Source organism: Flavobacterium sp. FlaQc-48 (assembly GCF_044007335.1).
GTDB lineage: Bacteria > Bacteroidota > Bacteroidia > Flavobacteriales > Flavobacteriaceae > Flavobacterium.
Genome location: NZ_JBIPCR010000005.1, coordinates 115399 through 137806 on the forward strand (window position 1 = coordinate 115399; position 22408 = coordinate 137806).

Annotated in this window: 24 protein-coding genes; 2 read left to right on the forward strand and 22 right to left on the reverse strand. The window is 33.4% G+C overall.

Going from position 1 to position 22408, the window contains the following annotated elements; translation table 11 throughout:
• Positions 1–115: 115 nt before the first annotated feature.
• The gene (dusB, locus tag ACHRWY_RS09935; RefSeq protein WP_395354228.1) at positions 116–1108 is read left to right on the forward strand and encodes a tRNA dihydrouridine synthase DusB; all 993 of its coding nucleotides are present in this window, start codon (positions 116–118) and stop codon (positions 1106–1108) included.
• A gap of 89 nt (positions 1109–1197) precedes the next feature.
• Here the strand turns inward: dusB and ACHRWY_RS09940 are convergent, their stop codons facing one another.
• From ACHRWY_RS09940 to rbfA, 5 genes are all read right to left on the reverse strand, one after another.
• The gene (locus ACHRWY_RS09940; protein WP_395354229.1) at positions 1198–1473 is read right to left on the reverse strand and encodes a Txe/YoeB family addiction module toxin; all 276 of its coding nucleotides are present in this window, start codon (positions 1471–1473) and stop codon (positions 1198–1200) included.
• A gap of 8 nt (positions 1474–1481) precedes the next feature.
• Entirely contained in the window at positions 1482–1739 is a 258-nt protein-coding gene (locus ACHRWY_RS09945; protein WP_395354230.1) for a type II toxin-antitoxin system Phd/YefM family antitoxin, read from the reverse strand.
• 101 nt (positions 1740–1840) lie between these two features.
• Positions 1841–3268: an MATE family efflux transporter gene (locus ACHRWY_RS09950; protein ID WP_395354231.1), complete on the reverse strand. Its 1428-nt coding sequence runs from the start codon at positions 3266–3268 to the stop codon at positions 1841–1843.
• A 171-nt stretch (positions 3269–3439) separates the two neighbouring features.
• On the reverse strand, positions 3440–4645 hold the full coding sequence (locus tag ACHRWY_RS09955) for an ABC transporter permease (protein WP_395354233.1): 1206 nt from the start codon (positions 4643–4645) through the stop codon (positions 3440–3442).
• Between the two features lies 1 nt (position 4646).
• The gene (gene rbfA / locus ACHRWY_RS09960) at positions 4647–5039 is read right to left on the reverse strand and encodes a 30S ribosome-binding factor RbfA (protein ID WP_041519807.1); all 393 of its coding nucleotides are present in this window, start codon (positions 5037–5039) and stop codon (positions 4647–4649) included.
• A 219-nt stretch (positions 5040–5258) separates the two neighbouring features.
• Between rbfA and ACHRWY_RS09965 the strand changes: the two genes are divergently transcribed.
• Positions 5259–5678, forward strand: a complete 420-nt coding sequence (locus ACHRWY_RS09965; RefSeq protein ID WP_395354235.1) for a CBS domain-containing protein — start codon at positions 5259–5261, stop codon at positions 5676–5678.
• A gap of 46 nt (positions 5679–5724) precedes the next feature.
• Here ACHRWY_RS09965 and ACHRWY_RS09970 read toward each other — a convergent pair whose 3' ends face one another.
• From ACHRWY_RS09970 to ACHRWY_RS10050, 17 genes are all read right to left on the reverse strand, one after another.
• Positions 5725–6978 (reverse strand): murein hydrolase activator EnvC family protein, encoded by a 1254-nt coding sequence (locus ACHRWY_RS09970; protein ID WP_395354236.1) that lies wholly within the window; start codon positions 6976–6978, stop codon positions 5725–5727.
• 22 nt (positions 6979–7000) lie between these two features.
• Positions 7001–7783: a DUF4292 domain-containing protein gene (locus ACHRWY_RS09975; protein ID WP_395354238.1), complete on the reverse strand. Its 783-nt coding sequence runs from the start codon at positions 7781–7783 to the stop codon at positions 7001–7003.
• Between the two features lie 5 nt (positions 7784–7788).
• Positions 7789–9141 carry a tetratricopeptide repeat protein gene (locus ACHRWY_RS09980; protein WP_395354239.1) on the reverse strand — a complete coding sequence of 451 codons (1353 nt, stop codon included), beginning with the start codon at positions 9139–9141 and terminating at the stop codon, positions 7789–7791.
• Between the two features lie 48 nt (positions 9142–9189).
• The gene (locus tag ACHRWY_RS09985) at positions 9190–10206 is read right to left on the reverse strand and encodes a sugar phosphate nucleotidyltransferase (RefSeq protein WP_395354240.1); all 1017 of its coding nucleotides are present in this window, start codon (positions 10204–10206) and stop codon (positions 9190–9192) included.
• Positions 10207–10363: 157 nt separating this feature from the next.
• Positions 10364–10798 (reverse strand): dUTP diphosphatase, encoded by a 435-nt coding sequence (dut, locus tag ACHRWY_RS09990; protein WP_395354241.1) that lies wholly within the window; start codon positions 10796–10798, stop codon positions 10364–10366.
• 47 nt (positions 10799–10845) lie between these two features.
• A complete protein-coding gene (locus tag ACHRWY_RS09995; RefSeq protein ID WP_395354243.1) occupies positions 10846–12303 on the reverse strand; it encodes a lipopolysaccharide biosynthesis protein in 1458 nt (485 codons plus the stop codon).
• 94 nt (positions 12304–12397) lie between these two features.
• Positions 12398–12844, reverse strand: coding sequence for a GNAT family N-acetyltransferase (locus tag ACHRWY_RS10000; protein WP_395354621.1), 447 nt, complete (start codon positions 12842–12844; stop codon positions 12398–12400).
• Positions 12845–13425: 581 nt separating this feature from the next.
• Positions 13426–14286, reverse strand: coding sequence for an ATP synthase F1 subunit gamma (atpG, locus tag ACHRWY_RS10005; RefSeq protein ID WP_395354245.1), 861 nt, complete (start codon positions 14284–14286; stop codon positions 13426–13428).
• 92 nt (positions 14287–14378) lie between these two features.
• Positions 14379–15956: a F0F1 ATP synthase subunit alpha gene (atpA, locus tag ACHRWY_RS10010; protein ID WP_127338104.1), complete on the reverse strand. Its 1578-nt coding sequence runs from the start codon at positions 15954–15956 to the stop codon at positions 14379–14381.
• 38 nt (positions 15957–15994) lie between these two features.
• Positions 15995–16528, reverse strand: coding sequence for an ATP synthase F1 subunit delta (atpH, locus tag ACHRWY_RS10015; protein WP_395354246.1), 534 nt, complete (start codon positions 16526–16528; stop codon positions 15995–15997).
• A gap of 4 nt (positions 16529–16532) precedes the next feature.
• Positions 16533–17033, reverse strand: coding sequence for a F0F1 ATP synthase subunit B (locus tag ACHRWY_RS10020; protein ID WP_395354247.1), 501 nt, complete (start codon positions 17031–17033; stop codon positions 16533–16535).
• Between the two features lie 123 nt (positions 17034–17156).
• Positions 17157–17348, reverse strand: coding sequence for an ATP synthase F0 subunit C (atpE, locus tag ACHRWY_RS10025; RefSeq protein ID WP_053472986.1), 192 nt, complete (start codon positions 17346–17348; stop codon positions 17157–17159).
• Positions 17349–17449: 101 nt separating this feature from the next.
• Positions 17450–18601: a F0F1 ATP synthase subunit A gene (gene atpB, locus ACHRWY_RS10030; RefSeq protein ID WP_395354249.1), complete on the reverse strand. Its 1152-nt coding sequence runs from the start codon at positions 18599–18601 to the stop codon at positions 17450–17452.
• 120 nt (positions 18602–18721) lie between these two features.
• A complete protein-coding gene (locus ACHRWY_RS10035) occupies positions 18722–19114 on the reverse strand; it encodes a hypothetical protein (RefSeq protein WP_395354250.1) in 393 nt (130 codons plus the stop codon).
• Positions 19115–19171: 57 nt separating this feature from the next.
• Entirely contained in the window at positions 19172–19399 is a 228-nt protein-coding gene (locus tag ACHRWY_RS10040; RefSeq protein ID WP_395354251.1) for an AtpZ/AtpI family protein, read from the reverse strand.
• Positions 19380–19778 (reverse strand): polymer-forming cytoskeletal protein, encoded by a 399-nt coding sequence (locus ACHRWY_RS10045; protein WP_395354253.1) that lies wholly within the window; start codon positions 19776–19778, stop codon positions 19380–19382. The genes ACHRWY_RS10040 and ACHRWY_RS10045 overlap by 20 nt, the downstream gene beginning before the upstream one ends.
• Positions 19779–19780: 2 nt before the next feature.
• Positions 19781–22402 carry a tetratricopeptide repeat protein gene (locus tag ACHRWY_RS10050; protein WP_395354254.1) on the reverse strand — a complete coding sequence of 874 codons (2622 nt, stop codon included), beginning with the start codon at positions 22400–22402 and terminating at the stop codon, positions 19781–19783.
• Positions 22403–22408 lie beyond the last annotated feature (6 nt).

Here is a 22408-nt window from a genome sequence, read left to right on the forward strand (position 1 = left end):
CAACTATCTAATTTATTGGATTTAAAAACCTTTGCAGCTTTGTCCCTCTGAACCTTTGAACCTCAATTTGGTACAAATTAAACTAAATGTTGTAATTTTGCACAAAATATTGAAGATGGTCAAGATTGGCAACATAGAATTACCCGAATTTCCTTTATTACTCGCACCGATGGAAGATGTGAGCGATCCGCCGTTTCGCAGATTATGCAAAACGCATGGTGCTGACATGATGTATTCTGAATTTATTTCATCTGAAGGATTGATTCGTGATGCTATCAAAAGTAGAATGAAGCTGGATATTTTTGATTACGAACGTCCTGTTGGAATTCAAATTTTTGGTGGTGATGAAGAAGCAATGGCGCTTTCGTCTAAAATTGTTTCTACCGTAAAACCGGATTTAGTAGACATTAATTTTGGATGCCCGGTAAAAAAAGTAGTTTGTAAAGGTGCCGGAGCAGGAGTTTTGAAAGATGTTGATTTGATGGTGCGTTTGACCAAGGCGGTTATTCGCAGTACTGATTTACCAGTTACTGTAAAAACACGTCTGGGTTGGGATGATAACTCGATCAACATTGATGAAGTAGCTGAAAGACTTCAGGATATTGGCGTTCAGGCTTTGACGATCCACGCCAGAACCCGCGCACAAATGTATAAAGGCCACGCTGACTGGTCGCATATTGCACGTGTAAAAAACAACCCAAGAATTACAATGCCTATTTTTGGAAATGGCGATATCGACAGTCCTGAAAAAGCATTAAAATATAAAAATGAATACGGTATTGACGGAATCATGATTGGTCGTGCCGCAATTGGTTATCCGTGGATTTTTGACGAAATCAAGCATTATTTTAAAACCGGTGAACACTTGCCTGCCCCAACGGTTGCTGATCGTGTAGAAGCTGCCAGAAATCATCTTATGTGGTCGATGGAATGGAAAGGTGAACGCCTTGGAATTGTTGAAATGCGTCGTCATTATACCAATTATTTTAAAGGAATTCATTCGTTTAAAGAATACAAACAAAAACTGGTTACTACTGATGAACCTGAGAATTTGTTTGCTGTTATGAAAGAGATAGAACAGGTTTATGCCGGATATGAATTTGTTTAGACTATAATAATCTTTATCAAAGTTTAAAAACGTTAACAAAGATGCTGATACAAAAAAGACCTTCAAATTTGAAGGTCTTTTTTGTATTATTAATCATCATAATGAAATCTACATTGTATAATTACGCACTTTTGATCTAAACCCTTAGTTCCTGAAACTTTATAAACTAATCGATGTTCGCCATTAATTCTTCGCGACCAAAAACTTTTTAAATCGTGACGTAAAGGTTCTGGTTTCCCAATTCCTTTAAATGGATTCTCTCTAATTGATTTAATTAATTCTTTTATTTTTATTGCAGTGTCAGTATCATTTTCAATCCAGAATTCAAACTCTTCCCAACCATTTTTAGTAAAACAAATATCCATACTATCAATTATAATTCGTCTATATTATAAGAGATAAGTTTTCCTTTTTCTAATTGCTCAATAGATTCACCAAGCCTGTTTCTATTTGCTTTAGTTGATAATAAATGCTGCGTTTCTAATATTGAGTTGTATTCTTTCATAGAAATTATTACAACTGCATCTTCCTCTGTATTTCTTGGAACAACAATAATTTCTGATGATTCAGATACTTCATCAAAATAGTTTTTTATATTTTTTCTTAATGTAGAAATTGTTATTGCTTTCATTTTACTTAAATTATAGCGTACATTTTTTTGTACGTTCAAAGGTACAAAATAAATTCCATAAAAAAGACCTTCAAATTTGAAGGTCTTTTTTTATTTATGGATTATACCTGAATACGTTTCCATTTCCCTCTTTTGTAAAAGAAAATACTCGCCAGTGTTATGGCTGTTTCGGCAACCGGAATTGCGATGAAAACACCTGTTGGCCCCATATTAAAATGTTTCGCCAATACATAGGCTAACGGGATTTGGAACAGCCAAAACCCAAAGAAATTAATTCCGGTTGGTGTCCAGGTATCTCCTGCTCCGTTGAAAGTATTGATCAAAACCATTCCTATTCCGTAAAAGATAAATCCGATACTCATGATTTGTAAAGCTTCGACGGCGATTGTTTTTACCAATTCATCATTCGTAAAAAACGAGATAATATACTTTCCAAAACATAGTGTAATCACCATGATCGTTGCCATAAAAATGACATTGTATTTAGCGGTTGTATAAACTGATTTTTCGGCACGGTCAATTTGTTTTGCCCCTAAATTTTGCCCTACCAAAGTGGCTGCGGCATTACTTAACCCCCAGGCCGGAAGAATAAAGAACATCATAATTCGAAGCGCTGTCTGATAACCTGCAGAACCATGATCACCACCTGTTGTGGCAACTAATTGTGCCAGAAAAATCCAACTGCAGGAAGCGATAACAAACTGCAAAACTCCGGGAGCAGCAATTTTTACTAATGCTTTTATCTGATCAAAATCGGGAATGAAATATGAAAGTTTAATTTTTAAAGCACCATTTCCAAAAAACAAATGATACAATTGATATAATACCCCAATACTTCTTCCTAAAGTAGTTGCAATGGCAGCACCTGTTAATCCAAAAGCAGGAATTGGTCCAAAACCGTTAATCAATATTGGACATAAAATGATATTGCAAATATTAGCCAGCCATAAACTTTTCATCGCAATGGCTGCATTTCCTGCCCCACGAAATATCCCGTTAATCAGGAATAAAAGCATAATGCATAAACTTCCGCCAATCATAATCTGGGTAAAAATGTAACCGTGTTCTGCTGCATCCTGAGATGCACCCATCAAAATCAAGATATCCCTGGCATAAATAACGCCCAGAATACTAATTATGGTGTTAATAGCAAATGCCACAATAATAGCCTGCATTCCTGCTTTTGCAGCAGCAACAGGATCTTTTTCGCCAATGCGTCGTGCGACAACTGCTGTAGCTGCCATACTCATTCCAATAGCTACCGAATATATAATGGTAAGCACAGACTCTGTTAAACCAACAGTTTGAATGGCAAAACTGCTATGCTCTAAATGTCCGACGAAATATAAATCGACCAAAGCAAAAACAGATTCCATCATCATTTCTAAAACCATCGGAATGGCTAATAAAATGACGGCTTTTTTGATACTGCCAACGGTGTAATCAAAAGATTCATCTCCTTTGATAGCTTGTTTTAAAGTGGTGAAAATTTTAGATAATAGACTTTTCTTTATAATAGTTTCTGTCATGATGTATTAGGATAAATGATAAAATAAGTCCAGATTCAATAATCCAGACTGAAGAAAAATAAACATAAGTATCCTAATTATTCGAAAAATAAAATTAGGATTAGGCAGAAACAATCATATGCTGTAGTTTTTAAGAGCATAAATATAGGTAATATTTTTTAGGAAGAAATATTAAAGCAATAACTTTTTACTTACTCTGCTGCTGGCAATTAAAGAAGCTACAAAACCAAGTGAAACGATTGTTCCCATTACAATGAGCACGTTTTCAAAAGTAAAAACAACAGGATATGCTAAGGTTGGCGTAAGCATAATTAGTTGATAATGTTGTTGTAGTACTACTAAAATGATACCCAGAACAAGACCAATTATGCCACCAAAAAAGCTTAGTAATGTTCCCTGAAGCAGGAATATTTTACGTAAACTATTGATTTCTGTTCCAAGATTAAAAAGGGTTTTTAAATTTCCTTTTTTCTCCAAAATCATCATAATCAAAGCTCCGACTAAATTAAAAAGTGCCACAATAATAACCAAGGTAAAAATCAGATATACTACTATGTTTTCGGTATTGAGCATTTTATATAATGACTCATTCAGTTGTGCCCTGTTTTTTACTGTAATTTTATTATTGAAAATTGTTTTAAGTTTGGAATTGACCGCATTTTCATCGGCATTTTCTTTGAGCTTAAACTCGATTCCGGAAATTTGATTGGGCTTGTACATTAATAATTCCTGTGCCAAAGCCAAATCCGCAAATACGTACTTAGAATCTATGTCTTCACTTATAGAATAAATACCAACAGGCAAAACATCTGTTTTATTGAATGCTTCATCAGGATTTTCTATCGCGCCTTTTCCGGGTTTAGGAGCAAATATTTGCAGGGGATTTTCGAAATCCAGAATGCCCATTGAAAAATCTCTTGCAATGCCGTAACCTACAATAACCTGATAGGTACCTGGTTTCAGCCATTCTCCCTCTTCGTTAAAAAGCTTTTTTTTAATAGCATTTACGACCGTATAATTACTGTCAACTCCTTTCAAATAGGTTACGAGCTGTTTGTCCTTAAATAAAAACAAGACACGTTCTTCAATAATTTTACTGTAGGAAGCAATTCCCTCAATATTTTTAATCTGATTTTCCTGTTCAGGTGTTATCAAAAAAGATTTTCCGTAGGTACTGGTAATTTTTAAGTCCGGGTCAATTTCGTTTGTAAACGAAAGACTAAAAACTTTTAATCCGCTAAAAACAGATAAAACGACAAACAAAGCCATTGTGCCAACAATAATTCCCATGCTGGCAATGCGATTGATAATATTGATAGCGTTGTTTTTACTTCTGCTAAAAATATAACGTTTGGCTATGTAAAGGGGGAAATTCAATTTATGATTTTCTTCTTTTTTCTAAAAGATCACGGTTTTCAATTGGGTTTTCTCTGTTTGATAAGGCATTATCAATTTTTTCAATATAATCTAAGGAGTCATCAATAAAAAATACCAGGTTTGGTACACGACGCAATTGCAAACGTACACGTTGCGATAAATCGTGCTTAATTAGAGTTGAATTTGATTTTATCCCTTCTAAAGTTTCTTTGGCTTTGTCCTGAGGAAAAATGCTTAAATAAACTGTTGCCACAGATAAATCTGAAGTAACACTAACTTTGGATACTGAAATTACCAGATTTGTAATCCCGTTTTTTCGCACTTCACCTTGCAAGATATCAACCAAATCTTTTTGGATGACACCGCCTATTTTTTTCTGTCTATTTGTTTCCATACTGCAAAAATACTATTTTTAAATTTCAATCGATACAATTTCAAATGAACAATACCGTGATTTTTGGATTTCACACTATTTTTATTCCATTTCTAAGGCTTTTTCACTAAAACACACACCATTTTTTCATTGTCCTTCTTTTCTAAAACCATGATAAAAATCATATTTATTATCAGAATTGTTTTACATATTTGATAGAAATATAACAACACATTTATTATGAAAAAGAGAGAACCAATCAGTCACATTATGACCAAAAGCGTTATAACGGCTAGCGAAAATGACGATTTAAGAAAAGTAGTTGAAAAGTTAAAGAAAAATACAATTCGACATATTCCTATTATTAAAGGCAAAGAGGTAATTGGTATCATAAGCCGCTCCGATATAAACCGATTGACTTTTGGAGCATTGTTTGAAGGACAAGAAGGTGCTGATGAAGCAATTCTGGATATGCTTACCATATCTCAGGTTATGACTTCAAAACCAAAAACAGTATCATCAGACACTATTATCAGGGATTTGGCTGAAATATTTGTAAAAGAAGAATTTCATGCATTACCGGTAGTAGATGACGGAGAACTTAAGGGAATTGTAACGACAACAGATGTCGTAAAGTATTTCTTAGAACAATATGACTAACCAGAGTGTCAAAAAAAATGGGAGCTAAAAGGCTCCCATTTTTTATTTATCTGTTTTGCAACCATCCTTCCGGATTCATATTTGATGTGTTTTGGAGTATTAAAAACTTAATAACTGTTTTTCCTGTATCACCACTGGTTCTAACTTTTCCAATACTTTGTTTTATATTTACTTTATCCCCTTTCTCGACAGATACTGAACTTAGATTTTGATAAACGGTGAAATAATCTCCGTGCTGAATCATAACTGCCCTTGTTACCGGAGATGTAACCATTACTGTTGACACTACACCTTCAAAAACGGCACGCGCTGTTGCTCCTTGCTCTGTAGTAATTTCTACTCCTGAATTATGAACCGTTAGTGATGGATAAGCGGGATGGGGCTGATCTCCGTAACCAAGTGAAACAAATCCTTTTTCTACAGGCCATGGTAACTTTCCTCTGTTGGCCTTAAAATCAGCAGCTAATATTTTTCCTTCTGGTGTTAAGGCTATTTTTGAGGAAGAAACCGGTGCAGTAGAAGCTGTAGATCCCGGATTCTCCTTCGCTCTTTCTAATGCTGCTTTTCTATTGGCTTCGGCAATTGCCTCACGAATTAAACGATCAATTTGCCTGTCAATTCTTTTAGCCTCCTGTTGTTTATTTTTTGTATCGGCAATAATTTTGTTTTTATCCTTTTTAATCGAGTTAACTAATTTTTGTTGCTCTTGTTTTTCAGTTTCTAAGCTTTGTTTTTCTTTTTCGTTTTCAGCAATTATTTTTTTCTTTACCTTTCTTTGTCCATCCAGTCTCGAATTGAAATCAACTAGTTGTGCGGTCTTAGACTGAATTTCTAAACCCTGGTTTTTTCTGAAATTGGTGTATTGTTTTAAATATTGAGCTCTTTTATACGCTTGTAAAAAACTCTCTGACGATAAAATAAACATGGCTCTGCTTTGCTCAGATCTGCTTTTGTATGATTTCAGAATCATTTTAGAGTAGTCTGCTTTCAATATCGCCAACTCTTTTTTTAGCTTATTAACCTGAACCTGGTTAATATACATGTCATTGCTTAAAAGTTTTTCTTGTTTTGCCGTAGTATTAATCAGCTTCTCCTTTAGTTTTATTTTGTTCGCCTGAATTAAGAAAACATTTACTGCTGATTTTTCTTTTTTCTTTACAGATTGCAACATTTTTTCGTTGTCCCTGATTTCCTGCTGAATTTGTGCTTTGCGCTGTTCCAGTTTTTCTTGTTGCGAATCTTGCGCCCATACAAAAGTAGTGGCACAGATTAAAATTAGGCTAAGGAGAAATTTTGGCATGTTTATATTTTATTTTGCAAATTTACTTAATTATAACTTTTTTATACCCACTTGGCACACTATAAGGGAAAGAAAGTTCTTCATTAAATGAAATTGTATTATAATTTAAATTAATATTGGTTTTTCCTTTTGGCTGAATTGCATTAATCTCAATTCCTGTTGGAAGCGTACCCTGATTAAAAACTTTACTGTCAGAATATAAAATCTCTAACATTCTGTTTTCTTCAGGTTGCGAAATCTCTTCTTTTTGAACCAAATATTTGTCTGAATCTAAAAAGAATGTTTTTTTAATTTTTGTTTCTTTTTCATCTTCTAAGCGAAAAAGATTTTCTACAATGGTCTGTGTATATTTTCCTTTTCGTAAATCATCTAATGCTTCCCCAACTAACAAGTTCTGAACTTTGCTATAATCCAATTCAGTTCCTAACCATTTGCTTAAGCTTGTAAAGTCACCATCGTAATACGTGCTGTTTATTTTTTCATAATAACTTACCGCTGTTGGCGTAATCAATGCTTTTGCCATGGTAATCCCGAGAAAACGAACACTTACTAAAATTTGTTTGTCTTTTTCGATTTTAATCTCTGCGGTAACATTCTGACTTTGTTTTTCATCAACATATCTCGCACTTGCTTTTATATATAAAGTAGAAAAATCTAATTTATTGGTATAATGGTTCTCGATTACTTTTTTTTCTTCTTTCGGGGAAATTTCTTTAATCCCGGTATTATTTTGTACTGCAACGGCTTTTGATTTACAAGAAATCATAACAACCGGCAACAAGGCTAGTACTATATATTTTTTCATCTAACTTACTTTTTTTTCTTTAATAATTCATTTGCCTTCAAAAAGTATTCCTCTTTTTTCTTCGCATCTCCCAAACCATTATAAGCCTCTCCTAATTGAATATTAAAATTTGCTTCGAGCGTTTTATCTTCTACAACATAATCAAGTCCCATTTCTAAAACGGTTTTTGCGTTCTTAAATTGTTGCAACTGATTGTTTCCTAGTCCTGCATAATAATAAAACTGAGGCTGACTTGGATAAACTTCAATCATATTCATTGCTCTTTTAGTCATTGGCACAAATTGTTTGGCCTGAGTATAGGCTTCCAATAAAAGTAAATTGGTTTCGCGATCCGTATCTGAATTTGCTTTTAGGTCTTTTTCATAATATTTAATTGCATTTTCAAACTGGCCTTTGCTATGATAAAATTTTCCGATTTCTTTGGCAACATCAACCTCTTTATCGTTGTCAAAATAGGCAATCGCTTTTTCTAAATCTGGTGCATATTGTGGATTTTTATTCGTAAAAATTAAAAATTCATTAAGCGTCCGGTGTTTTATTTTGGAATCGATTTTAGAACTTGACAAAATCACGTTCATCGATTTAATAGCTTTATCGGCTTGATTTGCATCCAGATAAACTTTGAACATACTGACTTGGGCCCATTCTGAATTTGGAACTTCCTTCGCTAATTGTTTTGCAACATCCAATGCTTTATCTGTTTCTTCTGCTTTTGAATATAGAAAAATCAGGTTTACATAATTTGATTCTTCTTTTGGATTTTTTTTAATCTGATCTATCAAATTCGTGATTTCTGCATTTTGATATTTCCCCTGGGATAAAATCTGCTGTTTATAACGGTCACGATCTTCTGATTTTCCGAATTTATCATTCATTTCATTGATCGTCACCAGCGCTTTATCGAATTGATTGGTAATCATATACAACGAAATCAGATCATCTTTATACTCTTCATCAAAAGAAATTATTTTCTGGATCGTTTCAATTGCCAAAGCATAGTTTTTGGTTTCATAACTTACATCGTAAATTCCTAACCAATACCATTTGTTTTTTGGATCTAATTGTGTAGCTTTTTCAAAAGAATTCTGCGCGTTTTGATATTCTTTTAAGGACAGATAGTTTTTTCCTAATTCAAAATAAGCGACGGCATCATCAGGTTTTAGCTTAATACATTTTTCTAATGATACGATAGCTTTATCATAGTTTTCGATTCCTTTTTGTTTCAAAGATTCGTAAAAAGAGTCTTGATATTCATCTTTTGCCATAGCAATATCTTCCGGTTCAGTCTGAGCCATAACCGAAACAGGATTGCCAAGCAAAACGAAAAATAAAACAACTATAACTCCTTTTGGTATCATTTTTTAAATTTACTGTTTAAACAAAAATGAATCTGTTTAAACCCTGATTTATTCTAAAACTGAATAATCACCAATGCTAATACTGGTAAACTTGCCATCATAAACAACGTGATTTCCAATCATTGCATTGTCTAAGTTAGCATTTTTTATTTGGGAAAAAGTCTGTACTAAACTGTTTTTTATAGTACTATCAATAACATGACACCCTTTTCCTATTGATACATTTGGTCCAACTATAGCATTTTTCAACACTACATTTTCACCAATATAACAAGGAGGGATAATTGTTGAATTTTCTAATTTTACATCATAATCAACTAAATGTTCACCATCATTATGTAAAAAGCCTAACATTCTGGAATTTGTTTCAACTGTAACATCTTTGTTTCCGCAATCCATCCATTCGTCAACACTACCGGTTTTAAAAACTTTACCGTTAGCCATCATTGCTTTGATTCCATCATTGATTTGATATTCGCCTCCATTTTGGATGTTATTGTCTAAAACGCCCTGAAGTTCTTTTTTCAGATCTCCAACTTCTTTAAAATAATAGATTCCGATAACGGCTAAATCGCTCACGAATTCTTTTGGCTTTTCAACCAATTCTATAATTTCGTTATTAGCATTTAATTTTACTACACCAAATGCTTCCGGCTGTTCTACCTGTTTTACCCAAATTACAGCATCAGCTGCAGGATCTAATTCAAAATCAGCTCTGATCAAAGTATCTGCATAAGCGATAACTGCTGGTCCGGACAATGAATCTTTTGCACACATAATCGCATGGCCTGTTCCTAATGGTAAATCCTGACGATAAATTGAAGCTTTTGCACCCAAACTTCCCGCCAATTCTTCCAGGCTTTCAACAAGGTCATCTCCAAAAAAAGCAGCATCTCCTAAAATAAAAGCCACTTCTTCGATAGGTTCTTTTAATATTTTAGCAATGTCTTCGACTAAACGATGTACAATTGATTTTCCTGCAACAGGAATTAATGGTTTTGGAACAGTTAAAGTATGTGGCCTAAGTCTAGATCCCCGACCTGCCATTGGAACGATTATTTTCATTTTTATATTTTATTTGTTACGGGAAGATTTAAAAATCTTCATTGATTTGGTTCTTTTTTGATAGCAAATATCCATCCCGATAAATAGAAATTTACAAATTTTTCCCTTTTATCTCCTCTAATTTAAAGACAGCAAAGTGCAAACAGATTACTAAAAACTATTTCACTCCTGTACTGCCAAAACCGCCTTCGCCTCTTGAAGTTTCTGAAAGTTCTTCGACTTCAATCCATTCAGCTCTTTCGTGTTTGGCAATGATCAATTGTGCAATTCGTTCTCCGTTTTCGATTACGAATTCTTCATTTGATAAATTTACTAAAATTACCCCTATTTCACCTCTGTAATCTGCATCAACAGTTCCCGGAGAATTTAAAACGGTTACTCCTTTTTTTGCAGCCAGTCCGCTTCGTGGTCTTACCTGTGCTTCGTAACCAATTGGCAATTCAATAAAAAGACCCGTTTTTACAATGGTTCTTCCTAATGGTTTTAAGGTTATAGACTCCGTTAAATTGGCACGTAAATCCATTCCTGCCGAAGCAATAGTTTCATAGTCAGGTAAAGCGTGCTGTGATTTGTTGATAATTTGTATTTTCATTTTTTATTGTAAAGATTAAAAAGCAAGATTGAATAAAACCAAACTTACTATCTATTCATAATTCCTTTAATTGTAGTTTTTTCGTTATGATATACAAAATAGATGAATGCCAGAAATAAAGGGATTCCAACAAAATAATTCTCTCTAAATCCATAAAATGAAATAGCCGAAAATACAATTGAAATTCCTAAATAAGCTCCAATTTTGTTCATATCATAAGGTATGGGATAATATTTGTTTCCTAAAACATAAGATATCAGCATCATGCTCCCATAAGCAGAAATTGTTGCGATCGCTGAACCGTAATAACTGTATTTTGGAATTAAAAAATAGTTTAAGACCAATGTTATAACAGCGCCGACAATCGAAATGTAAGCCCCTATTTTTGTTTTGTCTGTTAATTTATACCAAACCGATAAGTTGTTGTAAATTCCTAAAAAGAAATTTGCCAGAATAATAAGTGGTACAACTTTCATTGCTTCCCAATAGGATTTATTGTCCAGTAAAAGATATTTTAAAACATCTGCAAAAACAATAACACCCAATAAAATCAGGGAACCCAGGATCACAAAATACTTTGTAATTACAGCATAAGTCTGAGGTGCATTTTCACTTTTGGCATGACTGAAAAAGAAAGGTTCAATTCCTAACCTAAAAGCAGTAGCAAACAAAACCATAAATAAACCTAACTTATAACATGCTGAATAAGCACCAACTTCTGATTTTGCAAGATTTTCAGGCAATAAGTATCCTAGTAAAATTTTATCAAAATGTTCATTCACTGCAAATGCAAGTCCGGCAACTAAAATTGGTAAACCGTATTTCATCATTTTCTTCCAAAGTACCGGATCAAATTTTCTTCCTAATGACAGATAGTTTGGCGAAAGCACAATAAATGTAGCCAGACTCGCCAGTAGGTTTGCAATGAAAATATAAGCGATTTGGAAATTCTCTACATATAAATTATCCCAAACTGAATTAGGATGTGACGCTGCCAATTTAGGTAAATATATCAAAAAGAATATATTCAGTAATAAATTGATTACAACGTTTCCAATTTTAATAGCTGCATAAACCATCGGCCTTTGATTGGCTCTTAATTTAGAAAAGGGTATTAAAACCAATGCGTCTAAAACCAATATCCAAACGGTATAGGTAACATATTGTACGTCAACTTCAGCAAGGCTTGCTAACGTGTTTCTAAAAATTAATGCTGCAAATAAGAAAATAATAGACGACCAAAATATAGAAATCGTCGAAGTTGCAATTACATTTTTCTTATCTTCTTCGGCACTATAGAATCTAAAAAATGCCGTTTCCATACCATAGGACAGCACTACATTAAAGAAAACCATCCAGGACAAAACGATCGAAACCTCACCGTATTCAGCCGTTGGTAAAATACCGGTGTACAATCTCACTAATAAAAAACTTAGCATTCTTGGCAGGACAGTCGCCAGACCGTAAATAGCGGTTTGTTTGAATAGATTTTTATATAATCCCAAAATATATAAGTAATAAAGTTTATAGAACAAAAATAACCAATTCTTTGGTTTATTATTGATTTTGCTGGTTCAATAAAAAAAACTAGAGGTAATTTTATTGTGTCAATTTATTTTCGTCTATTATTTTGACAAAATGAAAACCTTTTGGCCCATAACCCTGATTGTAATAAAACCGATGCGCTGCAAAATTTGCTGTAAAGGCGTCTAAGACTATACTGCTACAATCCAGATCAATGGCTTTTTGCTCTATATAATCAGTGAGTAATTTCCCTACTCCTTTAGAACGCTGTTCTGGATTTACAACAAAATTATCGATTTCAAGATATTTCCCTGTCCATAATTTAGTTGACGACCAGCAACCTGTAATTCCTAAACAAACTTCATTCTCAAAAACTCCAATCTGAATATAATTGTGTGGAACCATTTGAGAAAGAAACTCTTTATACTTTTCGACAGAAAGTTTAGGATAGAGAAATCTCATGGTTTCAATTTGATCCAGCATTTCTTCGATTGTTATAAGTTCTTTTATGTTCAATTGAATAGTATTAAATATATAGGTTTCAAAAATACTCAATTTTTTTATTGCTTCTTATATAATTCAGAAACAGGCGATATGTGAAATCTATAATAAAGAATAAAAATTGTATAAATAATTATAAGTACTTCTGTATTAACTTTGTATCAAAGGGAATGAGGAAAGCTAAAATACAACCCTTCAAAAAAAGCAAAGCATTGGGACTAATAAAGCTAGTTTGTTCCCATAAAAGACAAAGCACAGGGATTGATTCTGCTGAAATGTAACCCTTAAAAAAACAGAGCCCTGGGACTAATAAAGCTTGTTTGTTCCCATAAAAGACAAAGCACGGGGATTGATTCTGCTGAAATGTAACCCTTAAAAAAAACAGAGCATTGGGACTAATAAAGCTAGTTTGTTCCCATAAAAGACAAAGCACCACAGAGTGATAAATCTGTAAATAATTTTATAAAATGGTACTTGATTCTCGGTTTTGGATAAATTGAGAATCACCATTTTATAAGTTTTACTTCAAAAAATTAAAACTACTATATATAAAAAGAGCCGACAATTACTTGTCGGCTCTTTTGCTTATTGTCTTAAATAAATTATCCGTTCAAAGCTTCTGCTCCACCAACGATTTCAAGGATTTCGTTTGTAATAGCAGCCTGACGTGCTTTATTGTAAGTTAATTTCAATTGGTTTCTTAATTCAGTTGCGTTGTCAGTTGCTTTATGCATTGCTGTCATACGCGCTCCATGTTCTGAAGCAAATGAATCACGAATACCTTTATATAATTGTGTTTTTAATGACTTAGGAATCAAAGTCAACACGATTTCTTCTTTTGAAGGTTCAAAAATATAATCTCCAGCTGAAACAGGCACTTCAGATTTAATTGGCGCTAATGGTAAAAACTGCTCTGTCTGAACAATTTGCGTTGCAGCGTTTTTAAACTGATTGTAAATCAATTCAATTCTGTCGTATTCTCCTGATAAGAATTTTTCAGTTAAATTATCTGCAATTCCGGCAACATTTTCAAAAGTTAAATGGTCAAAAATTGCATTATGGTGACCGTGAACCTTATGTGTTTTGCTTAAAACATCATTTCCTTTTTTACCAATAGCAAAAACGTCAACTTGTTTTCCGGCATAAAATGCAGTTCTGTTTTTAATTTCTTTAATTACGTTTGTATTAAATGCTCCACATAAACCTCTGTTTGAAGTTATAGCAACAAGCAATACTTTTTTTACTTCACGTTGTGTGGTATAATCTCCTCCAACTTCACCTTCAAGTGTAGCTGAAAGGTTTTGTAACAACTCCGTTAATTTCTCGGCATAAGGGCGCATCGCAGTGATTGCATCTTGTGCTTTCTTAAGCTTTGCTGCAGAAACCATTTTCATAGCCGATGTAATTTGCATCGTCGATGAAACGGAAGTAATTCTATTACGGATTTCCTTTAAATTTGCCATTTGTTGATTAAAAAAATGTGAAAATTTGAAAACTTAGATAACTAGAAAATCCTTTGAGAATCTTCTAATTATCTAGTTTACGAATTATCTAATTAGATATATTTTGCTGAAATTTCTTTTGCTGCTTTTTCGATTACATCAGTAATGTTGTCATCTAATTTACCAGCTTTCAAAGCGTTAAGCGTATCTTTATGTTTACTGTTTAAGTAAGCTAAGAAATCTGCTTCAAATTCTTTTACTTTATTTACAGGAACGTTTCTTAATAAGTTTTTAGAACCAGCGTAAATAATAGCTACCTGATTTTCTACTGTATAAGGATCGTTCAAACCTTGTTTCAGGATCTCAACGTTTCTTTTTCCTTTTTCAATTACGTTTAAAGTAACAGAATCTAAGTCAGAACCAAATTTAGCGAAAGCTTCTAATTCACGGAATTGAGCCTGGTCTAATTTTAAAGTTCCTGAAACTTTTTTCATTGATTTAATCTGAGCATTACCTCCAACACGAGATACAGAAATACCTACGTTAATTGCCGGACGAACTCCAGAGTTGAACAAATCTCCATCAAGGAAAATCTGACCGTCTGTAATCGAAATTACGTTTGTTGGAATATACGCAGAAACGTCACCAGCCTGAGTCTCGATAATTGGCAAAGCAGTTAATGAACCACCTCCTTTTACGATAGACTTGATAGAATCTGGTAAGTCGTTCATGTTTTTAGCGATACCGTCATCAGCAATCACTTTACAAGCACGCTCTAATAAACGAGAGTGTAAGTAGAAAACGTCTCCAGGATAAGCCTCACGTCCCGGTGGTCTTCTTAATAAAAGAGAAACCTCACGGTAAGCCACAGCTTGTTTAGATAAATCATCATACACAATAAGTGCAGGACGACCTGAATCTCTAAAATATTCTCCAATTGCAGCACCTGCGAAAGGAGCATAAACTTGCATTGGAGCAGGGTCAGAAGCATTAGCTGCCACAATAACGGTATAAGCCATTGCCCCTTTTTCTTCTAACATTTTAGCAATTCCTGCTACAGTTGAAGCTTTTTGCCCAATTGCAACATATATACAGAATACAGGTTTTCCTGCATCGTAAAATTCTTTTTGATTTAAGATGGTATCCAGACAAACAGTTGATTTACCTGTTTGACGGTCACCAATTACAAGCTCACGTTGTCCACGACCAACCGGGATCATAGCATCAACTGCTTTTACTCCTGTTTGTAATGGTTCAGTAACTGGCTGACGGAAGATAACACCAGGTGCTTTTCTTTCTAATGGCATTTCATATAAGTCTCCACCAATTGGCCCTTTTCCATCAATTGGAAAACCAAGAGTGTTTACTACACGTCCTACCATTTGCTCACCTACTTTAAGAGAAGCAATACGTTGTGTTCTTTTTGCTGTTGATCCTTCTTTGATACCAGTTGATGGTCCTAAAAGTACCACACCAACATTATCTTCTTCAAGGTTCAATACAATAGCTTCAAGTCCGTTATCAAATTCAACTAACTCACCATATTGTACATTAGATAGCCCGTAAATACGAGCAATACCATCTCCAACTTGAAGTACCGTTCCTACTTCCTCTAGCGTAGCACCAGATTCAAAACCTTCTACTTGCTTTCTTAATATTGCTGAAATTTCAGCAGGTTTGATTTCCGCCATCTTAATTTATAATTTAGACACTTTTATGTGTAATAAAACTAATTACTTAACTCTCTTTTTAATACTTGTAATCTGTTTGCAACTGAAGCATTATATTGCTTGTCACCAATTCTTAAAATAAATCCTCCAATAATTGATGGATCTACTATATTTTCTATTGTGATTTTTTTATCTGATAAAGTTGCAATTTTCGCTAAAACTTTAGCTTCCAAATCTGCATCCATAGGAATTGCTGTTGTAACTTTTGCTACTTCAATTCCATTGCTTTCATCAAAAACATGGCTATATTGTATTGCAATTGCTTCCAGAATTTCAAATCTTTTGTTTTCAAATAATAAATGAAATAAACCTTTAGTAATACCATTTACATTTGCGAAAACTTCTAAAAGAGCACTTTCTTTCACTTCACCTTTTGTAGTTGGGTTTTGGATAAACGTACTCAATTCTTCATTGGTCTGAATTGCTGAGGCAATCGACTTCATATCGTTATTAACAACTTCTGCAACACCTTTAGAGTTTGCTAAGTCCAAAATTGCTTTTGCATAACGAATTGCTGCTCTTGTACTTGCCATAATCTTAGTTTAGCTTTACGTCACCTAACATTTTCTCTACTAATTTAGTCTGAGATTCTTTGTTAGATAATTCTTCTTTCAATATTTTTTCAGCGATGCTTAATGATAAAGTTGAAACCTGTAATTTCAATTCTGCCATAGCAGCATTTTTTTCACTTTCGATAGCCGCTTTAGCCTGCTCGATCATTTTTTGACCTTGTGCCTGTGCTTCGTTTTTAGAATCAGCAATCATTTTCTCTTTCAATTCACGAGCTTCTTTAAGCATTGCGTCACGCTCTGCACGGGCTTCGTTCAAAATTCTTTGATTATCAGCTTGTAGATTTTGCATTTCCTGTCTTGCATTTTCAGCAGAAAGTAAAGCATCTTTAATACCCTGCTCTCTATCATTTACTGCATCAAGAATTGGTTTCCAGGCGAATTTTTTCAACAAAAGGATCAATCCAACAAAAATGATTATTTGCCAGAAGAACAAACCGAACTCAAACTGATTTATTAACTTATCCATTATATATAATTATAAATTTTAAATTATGTCTTTTTAAATTGCCTTTCTTAAAGCAATTTTAATGTTTTAATTTTAAAACAATAGTTACAACCAACCGTTGCAACTATTGTTTTTGTGTTTTAATTAAGCAGCGAATAACGCAGCGAAACCAATACCTTCAATAAGTGCAGCTGCGATAAGCATAGCTGTTTGGATTTTTCCTGAAGCTTCTGGCTGACGAGCAATAGCGTCCATTGCTGAACCACCAATTCTACCAATACCTAATGCAGCTCCGATTACGATTAATCCTGCTCCTATGAAATTTAAACCGTTCATATGTATATATATTAAAAATTAAACATTCAATTTATTATCGATTTTTTGAATTTAGATTTTGCATTATAATAACTTAAAATCTGAGATCTAAAATCTGGTATTTAATGATGAGCTTCTTCTTCGTGATGATGCTCTTCTACTGCTGATCCAAAATAAAGTGCAGACAGCATTGTAAAAATATAGGCTTGTAAAAATGCAACTAAAATTTCTAAGATCGAAAGTACAAATGACAATCCAAAAGATAAACTGCTTCCAATCCAGCTTTTAAAGATAAACATTAATCCGATGATACTCATTAAAACAATGTGACCTGCAAAGATATTTGCATACAAACGAATCATTAATGAAAACGGTTTGATGAAAACTCCCAGCAATTCAATTGGAGCCAAAATAATACGCATTGGTTTTGGCACTCCCGGCATCCAGAAAATGTGACCCCAGTAATTTTTATTTGCAGTAAGGTTTGTAATTAAGAAAGTAAGTATTGCTAAAGAAAATGTAATTGTTAAATTACCAGTAGCATTAATTCCCAGCGGCGTTAATCCGAAAAGATTTAAAAACAATACAAAGAAAAAGATCGTCAATAAATAACTCATGTATTTCTTATAATGTTTCTCTCCAATATTTGGAATCGCAACTTCGTCACGGATGTAAACGACAAGAGGTTCGAAAATCCTTCCTACTCCTGAAGCAATTCCTCCATTTTTAGCATACGATTTTGCTAAGCTTGAAAACAGCCAGAACATTAATAATGCAGCTGCGAAAATAGAAACTACTGTTTTCGTAATTGAAAAATCTAATGGACGTACATTTGTTGGATGTCCTGTTTTTTCATCTTCAGTAATTTTTCCGCTGGCATCTGTTCTGTAAATTTTACCATCATGATGATTAATCGCATAATAGTTTCCATTTGATTCTGCTACAGCATGACCATGATTGAATTTTGCTGAAGAAAAAATATGCAAACCATTATCCCAGATAATAACTGGTAATGGAAAACCATAATACTTTCCTGTCTCATCATCCTGAGTGAAAGTAAAATCATGAGAATCTAAAACGTGATGATTTGCGAAAGCCTTAATTTTAGACTTTAAATCTGTCGGCTCTGCATGTTGACCTTCTGAAACAGCTTCGTGGGCTACTTCAGTTTGAGTATTTGCGGCGTCTTTTTCTGAATTAGCAAAGCTTATTACCGGAAGACAAGCTACTAAAGCTACAAGAATAAATCTGAGTGGTTTGTTTGAAATCACCATATCTGTTAAAAATCTTATTTTTTTTACGTTTCTAAAATTTGGTGCAAAGGTACATTTTTTATTAATATTCAAAAGGATATGAAAAATTATTTTTGAACCTTGTTTTACAGAATCCCTATTTTAACGCTTTTCATTTAATAATCGGATAGTTAAAAGCGTTTCAAATAACAAAAATAAAATAAATGTTATAAAAAAATTCATTTTTTCTATCGCCATGTTCTGAAACTTATCCACCAAAACAGGTCTCAAAACAAAATATAAAAAAAACATTTGAATAAAAGTTCCGCCCATAAAAAGCATTCCGATATTATCAAAATGACTTGTTTTAAACTTTAATAGTATCATAAAAAGAACCGTTGCAAATGCAAAAAAAATGAGATACAACGATTCTATAGTGTAATGAAAATTTTGGTCCTGAATTTCAAAAACCAAAAAAACTCCTTTATGAATTATATAGGATAGTAATGCCAGTAAGAATAAATGTAGAATGGTTTTGTAATTTTTAAAAAGCATTTGAATAATTTTTATGCAAAGATGCAACATTTATTCAACGCTATTTTAAAAGATAAATTACTTTGTTTTGTTGATTTCGTTAACCTGACGAAATACATTATATAAAGCCAGGAAAACACCTATCATCACTAAGATTTTATTATAGTAAACTTTGGGACTGGGATGATTTTCGTCTAACCAGTTTCCTAAATAAGAAAACAAGAAAATAATAACCCCCATTTGAATGGGAATATTAATGAGGGCTATCCATTTATTTCTTTGATTTTTATTCGGTTCCTTTTCCATCTTTTAAAGTTACTTCTCTGGTATTATTGGTTAACATGGTACAGGTAGCTGTAAAATCAGCTCCTGGTTCAATAGACAGTTTTCCAACAGCTACTTCGCCATGAATTTGTGCGGAAGCTTTTATATTAAGGATTTCTAAAACTTTAATTTTTCCCTGAAACTCTCCTTCAATATCAGCGTTATTGCAAACAATCTCGCCTTTTACAACTCCTGATGCTCCTATAACTAGTTTTCCCTGCGAAGTAAAGTTACCAATTAATTCGCCATCCAATCTAAAATCGGCTTTTGATACAATATCTCCTATAATGGAGGTTCCTTCAACTATTCTATTTGTTTTTCCTAAAAGTTCTGTTCCGTTTTTTTTGACTTTATCAAACATGATTATGGGGTTTTTGGGGCTAAGTAGGTTTCGAGATTCTTTTTAATTTGAATCAATTTGTAATTATCACTCGATATGATAATAGGTGGATTTGATATTTTATATTTTTTATCATCTCTAAAAACTCCTGAAACATCCTGGGCATAAGCCTCTGATTTTAAACCATGAACGACTACAAAACTTTCTGTTCTGTTGTATTTATCAAAAGAAGTTGTTAATCTCTCATAATTTTCAACTAACAAAAATACTCTGATTGCTTCCTCAATTTTTTTGCGGGTTTTAGTATCGTTATTGGAAACCAGGTATAAAATTTTCCAGTTTTTACTATCAACTGCCGTAAAATCAAGTTTTTCTAAACCAGGGATTTGATTCTCTAAAATCTCCCGGGCATTTTTACCTTCCTCACTGTTTGGATAATTATCGGCAACAGACTCTAATGCTTTTTTATATGCTGCTAAACCATTTACTTTTGCCAAAGTATTTGCTTTTAGCAATTCATACTTAGAAACAATTTCATCACCTGAATATTGATTGATCAAATTATCGATATTATCCAGGACGGTATCAAACTGTTCTTCCTGATATAATTTATACCATTTTTGATACTCTTTATCCGGTGACGCTAAATCTTCTGAATTGGTATTGTTTAAAATTTGTGCGTATCTCGAAGTTGGATAGTTGGCTGTAATGTCAGACTTTATTCTTTCTGCTCTGGCCGGATTGGTAATCTGATAAATTTTATACAAATTATACATTGATGGCAAAATCAGCTTTTCTTCGGGATTGTTTTTTAATAACTGCTCAAGCTTATCACTTGCTAAAGTGTATTCTTTAAATTTCTCTTTATAAATAAGTCCTAGTTGATAATAGGCAAAATTGCGCTCTTTACCAATACTGTCCATTGCAGTTTGCGTAGTTGGAAGCTGTTTTTCATAAAAAGCTGTTGTATATTTTTCAACCACTACAGAATCTTTTAGTGCATTTGCGGCATCCTCACTATTCATTATACTGTCATTGGTCATTGCAGCATTATTGGCAGATTTTATTCCCGCAAGTCTCCAGTTACCCGCTACGGTTCTGTTGCCCCACATTTTCTTAAACTGAAGTTTTCCGTAAGCAACTGTTGTTGGATTATAAAAATAAAAGGTACTCGCACTGGCCGTTTCATTTCCTGATGGCGGATTAAATGCTCCTACACCCGGATCACTTTTTCCAATTGCATTAGGATTGACAGCTGTTGGCGCACTACTGGCATTTGTATTACGATCTATATTGGCTAATCGTTCTTTTTCTTTTTCTTCTAAAACACGTTTTGCCTCGTCTTTCTTTTTAAGCTCAGCGATATAATCTTCAAAATAACTTTTTCTGTCGGCTGGTGGTAAACCGTATACTTTAATGATACTGTCGTTACGTTTTACGATTGCTTCGTATTTAATTACGTTATCTAAATTTTTTCTGTTTTTTTGGATAAAAGCAAACTCTCTCGTTTTAGGATCTAATTTTACCAATGTACTGTCATAATACTTGGCAGCCATTGTATAATTAGTATTTTTAAAATACATGTTTCCTATATTACGATAGGTAGATGCTACTAAATAAGGGTCTTTAGATTTTCTTGACAATGATTTATTGTAGAAAATAAAAGCATCTTCCTGTTCTTCGGTTTTGTCAAAAAATACTCCCATTTCGTAAAAAAGGATATCATAATATGGCCTGTTTTCGCGATCAGCAACCAATTTATTATATACTTCTAAAAATAAATCCTGGTTACCATTTTCATAGTCAAACATCTGTGCCTTTTTTGCATAAGCGTGCATCATGTATTTTCGATCGGCTTTTCGATTCATGTCAATAACGCCGTCATAGAAATAATTGGCACTGTCTTTTTTTCCGGCTTCCTGATACATCTGACCAAGAATGAAACGGTATCTGGCCCTGTCTTCATTTATTCTTGTAAATTTCTCAGCAATTTTAAGTTTTGCAATAGCGCTATCTTTTTCTTCAATATTTAAAAATGCTTCTGCCAGTAAAGCATTGGCATCAGAAAAAGTCTGTTTATTTAAATCTGTGTTTTTTAATAACAGTTTAATGTTTTTTAAAGCAATAGCATCGTTTCCTAAACGCATATTGGTTTTTTCGCGCCAGATTTTTGCGGTATAAATATTACTGCTATTCGGATATTTATATAAAATATAATTGAATGCTTCTAAAGCCGGAATAAAACGCTGATCGTAATATCTTGCTTTACCAAGCATTAAATACGCTTCGTCAATTTGTGAATTTCGCTCTCTTCCTCCAATATTCATGGAGTGTTTCTGAATGGCTTTTGTGGCTTTTGTTTCTGCCTTTTCAAAATCAGCATTTTTAGCTTTTTCACCTTCCGAATAATTTTCGTCGATTTGCATTTTTTCTATCGGCAGCATTTTCCAGAAATTATCCTGATTATTGGCCTGAATGGATTTTAGTCCTTTATCAAGACCAATGCCGCCATTGTACAAAATGTTATATTTTGTACTTAAAGCGTGCGAATTTCTGGCCAAAAAAGTATTTTTCTTGGTAGAACAGGCTATCAAAAGAAATAAAAAAACGAGAAAAAAACTATATTTAAGAGTATTCTTTTTCAATAGAAA